Annotated in this window: 12 protein-coding genes; 11 read left to right on the forward strand and 1 reads right to left on the reverse strand. The window is 70.4% G+C overall.

Features of this window, described 5'->3' with window-relative positions:
- Positions 1–864: methionine adenosyltransferase (gene metK, locus VFO68_RS24315; protein ID WP_325160687.1), on the reverse strand; the 864-nt coding region annotated here is incomplete at its 3' end.
- A 256-nt stretch (positions 865–1120) separates the two neighbouring features.
- On the opposite strand from metK, the gene VFO68_RS24320 reads away from it, so the two are divergent.
- From VFO68_RS24320 to VFO68_RS24370, 11 genes are all read left to right on the forward strand, one after another.
- Positions 1121–3088, forward strand: coding sequence for an AfsR/SARP family transcriptional regulator (locus tag VFO68_RS24320; protein WP_325160688.1), 1968 nt, complete (start codon positions 1121–1123; stop codon positions 3086–3088).
- A gap of 129 nt (positions 3089–3217) precedes the next feature.
- Entirely contained in the window at positions 3218–4120 is a 903-nt protein-coding gene (locus VFO68_RS24325; protein ID WP_325160689.1) for a hypothetical protein, read from the forward strand.
- A gap of 78 nt (positions 4121–4198) precedes the next feature.
- The gene (locus VFO68_RS24330) at positions 4199–4528 is read left to right on the forward strand and encodes a TcmI family type II polyketide cyclase (RefSeq protein ID WP_325160690.1); all 330 of its coding nucleotides are present in this window, start codon (positions 4199–4201) and stop codon (positions 4526–4528) included.
- 31 nt (positions 4529–4559) lie between these two features.
- Positions 4560–4991: a cupin domain-containing protein gene (locus tag VFO68_RS24335; protein WP_325160691.1), complete on the forward strand. Its 432-nt coding sequence runs from the start codon at positions 4560–4562 to the stop codon at positions 4989–4991.
- A complete protein-coding gene (locus tag VFO68_RS24340; RefSeq protein ID WP_325160692.1) occupies positions 4988–6253 on the forward strand; it encodes a beta-ketoacyl-[acyl-carrier-protein] synthase family protein in 1266 nt (421 codons plus the stop codon). The genes VFO68_RS24335 and VFO68_RS24340 overlap by 4 nt, the downstream gene beginning before the upstream one ends.
- 73 nt (positions 6254–6326) lie before the next feature.
- The gene (locus VFO68_RS24345; protein ID WP_325160693.1) at positions 6327–7541 is read left to right on the forward strand and encodes a ketosynthase chain-length factor; all 1215 of its coding nucleotides are present in this window, start codon (positions 6327–6329) and stop codon (positions 7539–7541) included.
- 37 nt (positions 7542–7578) lie between these two features.
- Positions 7579–7842 carry an acyl carrier protein gene (locus tag VFO68_RS24350; RefSeq protein ID WP_325160694.1) on the forward strand — a complete coding sequence of 88 codons (264 nt, stop codon included), beginning with the start codon at positions 7579–7581 and terminating at the stop codon, positions 7840–7842.
- Positions 7843–7844: 2 nt separating this feature from the next.
- Entirely contained in the window at positions 7845–8309 is a 465-nt protein-coding gene (locus VFO68_RS24355; RefSeq protein WP_325160695.1) for an SRPBCC family protein, read from the forward strand.
- Positions 8309–8761, forward strand: coding sequence for a DUF1772 domain-containing protein (locus tag VFO68_RS24360; protein ID WP_325160696.1), 453 nt, complete (start codon positions 8309–8311; stop codon positions 8759–8761). The genes VFO68_RS24355 and VFO68_RS24360 overlap by 1 nt, the downstream gene beginning before the upstream one ends.
- 22 nt (positions 8762–8783) lie before the next feature.
- Positions 8784–9548 carry an SDR family NAD(P)-dependent oxidoreductase gene (locus tag VFO68_RS24365; RefSeq protein ID WP_325160697.1) on the forward strand — a complete coding sequence of 255 codons (765 nt, stop codon included), beginning with the start codon at positions 8784–8786 and terminating at the stop codon, positions 9546–9548.
- Positions 9545–9895 (forward strand): antibiotic biosynthesis monooxygenase family protein, encoded by a 351-nt coding sequence (locus VFO68_RS24370; RefSeq protein WP_325160698.1) that lies wholly within the window; start codon positions 9545–9547, stop codon positions 9893–9895. The genes VFO68_RS24365 and VFO68_RS24370 overlap by 4 nt, the downstream gene beginning before the upstream one ends.
- Positions 9896–9960: the final 65 nt, after the last annotated feature.

Genomic DNA, 9960 nt, shown 5'->3' on the forward strand with positions numbered 1-9960 from the left:
GGCCGCCGAGCGGTCCACCTTCGACGGGTCCTTGCCGGAGAACGCCCCGCCACCGTGCCGGGCCATCCCGCCGTAGGTGTCCACGATGATCTTCCGGCCGGTCAGGCCGGCGTCACCCATCGGACCGCCGACCACGAACCGGCCGGTCGGGTTGACCAGAAGTCGCACGCCGTTCGTGTCCAACCCCAGCGTCGCCAGCTCCGGCTCCACCACGTGCTGCCGGACGTCGACCGCGAGCAGCCGTTCCAGGTCGATCCCGTCGGCGTGCTGGCTGGAGACCACCACGGTGTCCAGCCGCACCGCCTGGTCGCCGGCGTACTCGATGGTGACCTGGGTCTTGCCGTCCGGCCGCAGGTAGGGCACCAGCCCGTTCTTGCGCACCTCGGTCAGCCGCAGCGAGAGCCGGTGCGCCAGCGCGATCGGCAGCGGCATCAGCTCGGGGGTGTCGGTGCAGGCGTAGCCGAACATCAGGCCCTGGTCACCCGCGCCCTGCTGGTCGATCTCGTCGTCGGCGTTGTCCACCCGGGACTCGTAGGCGGTGTCCACGCCCTGGGCGATGTCCGGGGACTGCGAGCCGATGGCGATGTTCACGCCGCACGAGGTGCCGTCGAAGCCCTTGGCCGAGGAGTCGTACCCGATCTCCAGGATCCGTTCCCGGACGATGGTGGGGATGTCCACGTAGGCATTCGTGGTCACCTCGCCGGCCACGTGCACCTGACCAGTGGTGATCAGCGTTTCCACCGCGACCCGGGACCGGGGATCCTGGGTGAGAATGGCGTCCAGGACCGAGTCGCTGATCGCGTCGCAGATCTTGTCCGGATGCCCCTCGGTCACCGACTCGGACGTAAACAACCGGGAAGTCATACTTCTCCCTCAGGTTCATGGATGTCGCGTTCGACGTCTCATGTGGACAGATCAGCCGCCCCGGTGGGCGCTCACTGATTGGCTTACGCTGCCCAGGCTGGAGTCCCAAACTCAAGGATGATTCAAGGCGCGACCAAGAGCCTCTCGAGTGCCGTTCCTAGTACCCCCCTCGCCCTGGACTCGAACAACGCTGTCGTCACAGCGGTTCACCGCCCGGCCGGTGCGAGGATGCACGCCAGGAGGATCGGAGGGGTCCATGCAGAATCACCAGAGCGGAGAGGCAGCAGTCCGCCGGTTGTCGCCGCGGACGGGTGGTCCGGACGCCGGTTCGGTCCCGGACGAGGACGTGCAGGGGCACGACGAGGACGTCATGCGGGTCGGGCTGCTCGGCCCGCTGAGCCTGCGCCGCGGCGGTCAGATGATCACGCCGTCGGCGCCCAAGCTGCGCCAGGTGCTGTCCCTGCTGGTGTTGCAGGCCAACTCGGTCACCCGGGTGGACCAGCTGGTCGAGGAGCTGTGGGAGGAAAGCCCGCCGCCGAGTGCGCTGACCACCGTGCAGACCTACATCTACCAGCTGCGCAAGTTGTTGAAGCTGTCCGACAAGGCCGGCCCGGCCAGCGGCCGCGGCGCGGACAGCCCGGTGCTGCTGTCCCACCCCGGCGGCTACATCCTGCAGCTGCGGTCCCTGACCGACATCGACGCCTACCTGTTCGAGCAGTTCGCCGAGCGCGGCCGGCAGGAACTGCTGAGCGGCAACATCTCCGACGCCGCCGACACCTTGCGGGTGGCGCTGGGCCTGTGGCGGGGCAACGTGTTGGAGGGTGTGTCAACCGGTCCGTTGCTCTATGCACAGGTTGCCCGGCTCGAGGAGCGCAAACGCACCGTGCTCGGGCTGCGGATCGAGGCGGACCTGCACCTGGGGCGGCATCAGGAGATCACCGGGGAGCTGGCCAGCCTGGTCTCCGCCGAACCCACCCGGGAGGACTTCTCCGCCAAGCTGATGCTCGCGCTCTACCGGTGCGGTAGGCGGGCCGACGCGCTGGGCGTCTACCAGCGGATCAGGCAGACCCTGGTCGAGGAGCTCGGCCTGGACCCGGCCGCCGAGCTGCAGCGGCTGCACCAGCAGATGCTGGCCGCCAACCCGGAGCTGGACCTGCCGGCCGGGGGCGCGCCGGCGACCGTGGTCAGCGCCACCCCGCGGCTGCCGGCGGTCAAGCCGGCGCAGCTGCCGGCCGAGATCCCGGACTTCGTCGGCCGGGCCGAGGAGCTCGCCGAGTTCGAGCGGGTGCTGCCGGACGGCACCGGAGAAGGCCTGCGGGTGGTCGACATCGTCGGGCGGCCGGGCATCGGCAAGAGCACGTTCGCGATCCACGCGGCGCGGGCGGTGCGCAAGCGGTTCGCCGACGGCCAGCTCTACGTCGACCTCTCCGGCGGGATGAGTACCCGGGAGGTGCTGCTCGGGTTCCTCAAGGCGCTCGGCGCCTCGGCCGAGGACGTCCCGGCCACCTGCGCCGAGGCCGCGCTGATGTTCCGCAGCTGGACCGCCGACCGCCGGCTGCTCATGGTGCTCGACGACGCCAGCTCCGCCGAGTCGGTGCAGCACCTGCTGCCCGGCGGGGCGGGTTGCACGGTCGTGGTCACCAGCCGCAACCCGATCGGCGGGCTGCCCGGCAGCGTGCACCTCAAGCTGCCGGTGCTGACCCCGGGCGAGTCGGTCGAGCTGCTGTCCGCGGTGATCGGCACGTCCCGGGTGGCCCGGGAACAGGCCGCCGCACAGGCACTCGTGGAGCTGGCCGACCGGCTTCCGCTGGCGCTGCGGGCGATCGCGGCCCGGCTCGCGGCCCGGCCCGGCTGGGCGCTGTCCCGGATGGTCGGCCGGCTCACCGACGAACGGCACCGGCTCGAGGAGCTGTGCTACGGCGGGTTCGACGTGCTCGGCCGGCTCGCCGAGGCCTACCAGCTGCTGACCGCCCGGCAGCGCTGGGTGTTCCGGCGGCTCGCCGCCGCCCAGGACGGTCCGCTGACCATCAGCCAGATCACCGAGCTGGTCAGCATGGGCCGGCAGATGGTGGAGGCCGTGGTGGACGAGCTGGTCGACGCGGATCTGGTCGAGGAGCGGCAGAACCGGTTCGACGAACCGAAGCTGATCGTGCCCGCGCTGGTGCGGCTGGTCGGGCTGACCGGTGCGTTACCCGGGCCCTGGTGGACCGGGGAGGCGCGCTGATCTTCTCGAGCAAAGCTTGAGCCGGGCTCGTGCCCGGCTTCCTACGTTTTCGGCCGTTCCAGTTCCCGGCTGTTGATGGTGGCTGTGTGGTTCTCAGCCGACCGGGAACGCGAGAGGGGGCGGCAGGCCATGCGACAGAGGCCCGCCACGCGCGCGCCGCGGCCGACCCGTGGCGGGAGGGCCCGGGTCGCCGGTTCGGGCGTCGCGGTGCTGGCCCGGCGCGGGGACCAGCCGCGGGCGACCCGGACCGGGGCCACGGTGTTCCCGCTGGACCGGCATGCCGCCGGGCGGGTTTCCGTTGTGGGCCTTGAGGTCGCCGTCACCGGCCGGCTGGCCGAGCTGCTGCCCACCCCGCCCACCGCGATCGTGGTGGTGCCGTTCGACGCCGACTTCGCCGGGGTCGTCGAGCAGGTCCGGGACGTCACCTGCGGCCTGCTGGACCTGGACGGCCGGACCGACCCGCAGCTCACCGTCGGTGTGGCCTGCCCGTGGCCGGTCGCCCCACGGACCGCGGCCGACCTGTGCCTGTACAACGTGCACCGGGACGCGCTGCCGGAGGCGCTGGTCGAGTCGGTTGCCGCCGCCCAGCGGGACAACCTGTTCACCGCCAACGGAAACTGTGTGCTGCTGGTGCAGCGGTTCCTCCCGCCCAGGGCATCCGCGGTGGTGTACGCGAGCCCGGACCGCCGGACGCCGGTGCGGATCAGTGCGCGCTGGGGGTTGACCGAGGGCAGCCTGGACGCCGACACCGCCGACCTGTTCGAGGTGCCGTCGGACGGCCGGGGGATGACCGAGACGCTCGCCTGGAAGCCGACCGCGAACGTCACCGCGCACGGCGGAACCCACACGGTGGACCTGGCCGCGCGGTGCCGCAACCGCAGATCCCTGTCCCGCAGCGCCGTATTGCGCCTGGCCGCCCGCGCCCGCTCCGCCGCCATCGCCGTGGACCGGGCGCTTTCCCTCGATGTGGCCATGTTCGACGAGATCCCGGTGGTGCTGCGCTGCCGGCCGTGCGCGGCGGAGGGTTTCTAAGCAGGCTCGAGGGCGCTTGGACAAGCCTGGCAAATCATCGCTGGCGGTAAGTCCGTCCAGGTTCCCCGGAGGTCCGTCGTGTCGCACCGCACGCTCATCGTGGCCCACCTCAAGGAGGGTCACGCCGACGCCATCGCCAACATCTTCGCCGAGTCGGATGCGAGCGAGCTTCCGCACATGATCGGAGTGAAGCGCCGGACCCTGTTCAAGTTCCACGACCTGTACTTCCACCTGGTCGAGGCGGACGAGGACATCAACGAGAACCTCTACAAGGCACGCAGCCACCCGCTCTACGACTGGATCAACAAGTCGCTCGCCGAGCACGTCTGGCCGTACGACCCGAACTGGAAAGAGCCCAAGGACGCGATGGCGCAGCCGTTCTACGTCTGGACCCCGGACGCGGCCTGAGCACCCGACCTGGACGAGGAGAAGAAGATCCATGACCAGCACCCAGCCCAAGCTGAAGGTCAACGTTTCCGAAGCCTTTCCGAACCGCAGGCGCGGTGGCGACATCCGGGTGTGTCTGTCCCCCAAGACGGTCGGCTGCACCTCGGGTTTCGGCGGGTTCGTCGAGCTGCAGCCGGGCGAGTTCGTCTCCGAGCACTACCACCCGTACTCCGAGGAGTTCCTGTACGTCATCGAGGGCCAGTTGGAGATGACCGTCGACGGCACGGTGATCACGCTCGCCCCGGGCGACTCGCTGTGGATTCCCATCGGCGCCAAGCACCGGCTGGTGAACAACACCTCGGCGCCGGCCCGTGGCGTGTTCCAGCTCGCTCCGCTCGCGCCGCGTCCGGAGCTGGGCCATGTGGACACCGAGCCGCAGCCCAACCCGGACTCGCCGCACCCGGAAGTCGGGGGCGCCAAGTGAGTGAGCGCAGGGCGGTGATCACCGGGATCGGGGTGGTGGCACCGGGTGGGTTGACCCGCGAGGCGTTCTGGGACCTGCTCACCGCCGGGCGGACCGCGACCAGACGGATCACCCTGTTCGACCCGACCGAGTTCCGGTCGCAGGTGGCCGCCGAGTGCGACTTCGACCCGGCGGCCGCGGGCCTGTCCCCGCAGGAGATCCGGCGCATGGACCGGGCCGGGCAACTGGCCGTGGTCAGCGCCAGGGAGGCCATCGTCGACAGTGGACTGTCCTTCGACGCCATGGACCCGACCAGGATCGGGGTCAGCATCGGCAGCGCGGTCGGCTGCACCACCGGGCTCGAGGAGGAGTACGTGGTGCTGTCCAACCGCGGCTCCACCTGGCTGATCGACCCGACCTACGTGGTGCCGCAACTGTACGGCTACATGGTGCCGAGCACGCTCGCCGTCGAGGTGGCCTGGACCTGCGGCGCCGAGGGTCCGGTGGCGTTGATCTCCACCGGCTGCACCTCCGGGCTCGACTCGGTCGGCCACGGCGCCCAGCTGATCGCGGAGGGCAGTGCGGACGTGGTGCTGGCCGGGGCGACCGACGCGCCGATCTCCCCGATCACCGCGGCCTGCTTCGACGCGATCCGGGCGACCTCGCCGAACAACGACGAGCCGCAGACCGCCTCCCGGCCGTTCGACGGCCGTCGCGACGGGTTCGTGCTCGGCGAGGGCGCGGCGGTGATGGTGCTGGAGTCGGCCGAGCACGCCCGGGCGCGCGGGGCGACGATCTACGCCGAGGTCGTCGGGTTCGCCGGGCGCAGCAACGCCTTCCACATGACCGGGCTCAAACCGGACGGGCGGGAGATGGCCGAGGCGATCCGGGTCTCGCTCGACCAGGCCCGGCTCCATCCGTCCGATGTGGACTACATCAACGCGCACGGGTCGGGCACCAAACAGAACGACCGGCACGAGACCGCGGCGTTCAAGCGCAGCCTCGGTGAGCGCGCCTACCAGGTTCCGGTCAGCTCGATCAAGTCGATGATCGGACACTCGTTGGGCGCCATCGGTTCGCTCGAGGTCGCCGCCAGCGCACTCGCCCTGCAGCGGCAGGTCGTTCCGCCGACGGCCAACCTGCACACCGCCGACCCCGAGTGCGATCTGGACTACACCCCGGTCACCGCGCGCGAGCACAAGATGGACGTCGTGCTCAGCGTGGGCAGCGGGTTCGGCGGCTTCCAGACGGCGATGCTGCTCGCCCGCCCGGCCGCAGCCTGACCACCAACGGGTTTCGAGCGGCGTTCCACCGTCCGGACCGAGTCTTGCCCTTACCGCGAGCGAGGAGAGTTCTGTGGCCAGGACACAGCCGGTGATCACCGGGATCGGCGTGGTCGCGCCGACCGGAATCGGCACGCAGGCGCACTGGCAGGCCACCATCGCCGGCAAGTCCGGCATCGGCCAGATCACCCGGTTCGACCCGAGCCGCTACCCGGTCAAGGTCGCCGGCGAGGTGCCCGGCTACCAGGCCAAGGGCCGGGTGCCCGGCCGGCTGATCCCGCAGACCGACCACTGGACCCACATGGGGCTCACCGCGGCCGAGGACGCGCTGGCCGACGCCGCCATCGATCCGGCGCTGCTGCCCGAGTTCGAGATGGCCGTGGTCACCGCCAGTTCCTCCGGCGGCACCGAGTTCGGCCAGCGCGAGATCGAACGGCTGTGGGCCAGCGGGCCGCAGTTCGTCGGCGCCTACCAGTCGATCGCCTGGTTCTACGCCGCGACCACCGGCCAGATCTCCATCCGGCACGGGATGCGCGGCCCGTGCGGGGTGCTCTCCTGCGAGCAGGCCGGCGGGCTGGACACGCTCGGCCAGGCCCGGCGCCTGCTGGCCGGCGACATCCGGATGGTCGTGGCCGGCGGCACCGACGCGTCCCTGTGCCCGTACGGACTTTCCGCCCAGCTGTCCACCGGCCGACTGTCCGAACGGGACGATCCGACCGGGGCGTACCTGCCGTTCGACGAGGAGGCCGACGGCTACGTGCCCGGCGAGGGCGGCGCGATCCTGATTCTGGAGCGGGCCGACGAGGCCGCCCGGCGCGGGGCGAGGGTGTACGGCTCGGTCGCCGGCTACGCCGCGACCTTCGACCCGCCACCGGGTTCGCCGCGCCCGCCGGGGTTGCGCCGCGTGATCGAGCAGGCGCTGGCCGACGCGGAGACCTCGCCCGCCGAGGTCGACGTGGTCTTCGCCGACGCCACCGGCACGCAGGCGGCCGACCACGCCGAGGCGGCGGCGATCAGCGCGGTGTTCGGCCCGCGCGCCGTCCCGGTCACCGCACCCAAGACGCTGACCGGCCGGCTCTACGGCGGCGGCGCGGCCCTGGACGTGGCCACCGCCCTGCTCGCCCTCGGCGACGGCGTCATCCCAGCGACCGTGGGCACCAGCCGGCTCGCCGACGGCATCGAGCTCGACCTCGTGCTCGACCGGCCGCGGGTCAAGCCGTTGCGCACCGCCCTGGTGCTCGCCCGTGGCTACGGCGGTTTCAACGCCGCCGTGGTCCTGCGCGGATGAGTCCGCAACTGTCGAAAACCGATGGAGGAACCGCCTGATGAGCCAGAAATTCACCCTGGACGAGCTGCGTGAGCTGATGCAGGCCTGCGCGGGCGTCGAGGACGACATCGACCTCTCCGCGGACATCGACGACATCGAGTTCGAGGAGCTGGGCTACGACTCCCTCGCGGTGCTCGAGGTCGCGAGCCACGTGCAGCGCAAGTACAGCGTGCCGATGCCGGACGAGTGCGTCGACTACATGAAGACGCCCCGGCTGGCCGTCGAGTACATCAACGAGCAGTTCGCGAAGGCGGGGGTGTAGCCGTGTCCGGGCACACCGACAACTCGATCGTGATCAACGCCCCGATGGACCTGGTCTGGGACATCACCAACGATGTCGAGTCCTGGACCTCCCTGTTCAGCGAGTACTCCGTCGCCGAGATCATCGAGCGGCGCGGCCCGAGCGTGCGGTTCCGGCTCGCGCTGCACCCGGACGAGAACGGCAAGGTGTGGAGCTGGGTGTCCGAGCGGACCCCGGACCCGCAGTCCCGCACCGTGCGCTCGGCGCGGGTGGAGACCGGCGTGTTCAAGTACATGTCGCTGTTCTGGGAGTACACCCAGGAGGACGACGGCGTGCGGATGCGGTGGGTGCAGGACTTCGAGATGAAGCCGATCGCGCCGGTCACCGACGAGCAGATGACCGCGCGGCTCAACCACAACACCGCGATCCAGCTGGAACTGATCAAGGGCAAGGTGGAGGCGGCCGCCGCGCGGAAGCTGGCCAGCTGATGATCGCCGTGCTCGCGCCGCTCGTACTGCTCACCGCCGGCCTCGCCGCCGGTGTGCTGACCGGGACCGTGCTCGGCGGAGCGCCGCTGCTGATGGCGCTGCCGACCGAGCGTTACGTGCACGCGCACGGGTTCTTCGCCACCCGCTACGACCCGTTCATGCCGATCTGCCTGATCTTCACGTTCGCCGGCGACCTGCTGCTCGGCGTGCTGGCGCCCAGTCCGGCCGGGGCGGTGTTCGTCGTCTCCGGACTGCTCGCCGGGTCGGTGGCGACCATCTCGCTGCTGAAGAACGCACCGGTGAACCGGTGGATGGCCACGCTCGATCCGGAGGCGCTGCCGGCGGACTTCCAGGACCCGCGCCGGGAATGGGTGGCCTGGAACAAGATTCGCACCGGGCTCGCCGTCGGCGCACTGGCCGGCAACGTGGCCGCGATCGGCCTCTTACTGTAGAAATCCTTGGGAGACAAGCACAATGGTGCAGAAACCGGAACTCGGGGTTGAGGGCAAGAAGTTTCTCATCACCGGTGGGACCAAGGGCATCGGGCGCGGCCTGGTGCTCGGGGCGGCGGCAGCCGGCGGCCACGTGATCACCTGCTACCGCAGCGAGGACGAGTCGGTGGCGAGCCTGGTGCGCGAGTTGAAGGAGACGCCGGGCGACCATCACGTCATCCGCGCCGACATCGGCACCCAGGACGGCGTGACGTCGCTGATCGACGAGGTGCGGGTGCGGTTCGGCAACCTGGACGTGGTCGTCAACAACGCCGGCGTGATCAGCCACATCCCCTACGCCAAGCTGCCGGTCGACGAGTGGCACCGGGTGATCGACACGAACGTCACCGCGGTTTTCCAGATCATCCAGGAGTCGCTGCCGCTGCTCAACCCGGGCGCGTCGGTGATCAACATCGGGTCGAAGTCCAGCGAGGTGGGCATTCCGCTGCGGGCGCACTACACCGCGGCCAAGGCGGCGATCGTCGGGCTGACCAAATCGCTGGCCAAGGAGCTTGGGCCGCAAGGGTTCCGGTTCAACGTGCTGGCGCCCGGGGTGATCGTGACCGAGGCCATGCTGGCGCTGCCGCCGGACCAGTTGGAAGCCATGCGGGCCCGCTACACGGCCAAGACCGCGCTGGCCCGGCTCGGCGAGGTCGACGAGATCGCCGGGGGAATGTTGTTCCTGGCCAGCGACCTCTCCCGGTACGTCACCGGCGAGGTGCTGCACGTGGATGGAGGGATCACATGACCGCGCAGATCGACACCCAGCAGGTTTTCCGGGTGATGCTGCGGATGGAGATCAAGCCCGGCCTGGAGGCGGACTTCGAACGCACCTGGACCGAGGTCGGCGACTCGGTGGTCAGCCACCCGGCCAACCTCGGCCAGTGGCTGTCCCGCAGCATCGACGAGCCCGGGATCTACTACATCGTCAGCGACTGGGTGGACGAGCCGCGGTTCCGCGAGTTCGAGCACAGCGACCGGCACCTGGAGCACCGCCAGAAGCTGCACCCGTTCCGCAGCGGCGGCTCCATGGTCACCATGCAGGTCGTCGCGCACCTGCGGGCCGACCCCGAAGCCGGGAAGCCGTGGGCATGAACCGGGTTCGGGTACTCCTGTTCCACGAGGCCTCCGATCCCGCGGCGCTGACGGCGGCCTACCAC

The organism is Actinophytocola sp. (assembly GCF_035712165.1).
GTDB lineage: Bacteria > Actinomycetota > Actinomycetes > Mycobacteriales > Pseudonocardiaceae > DASYTH01.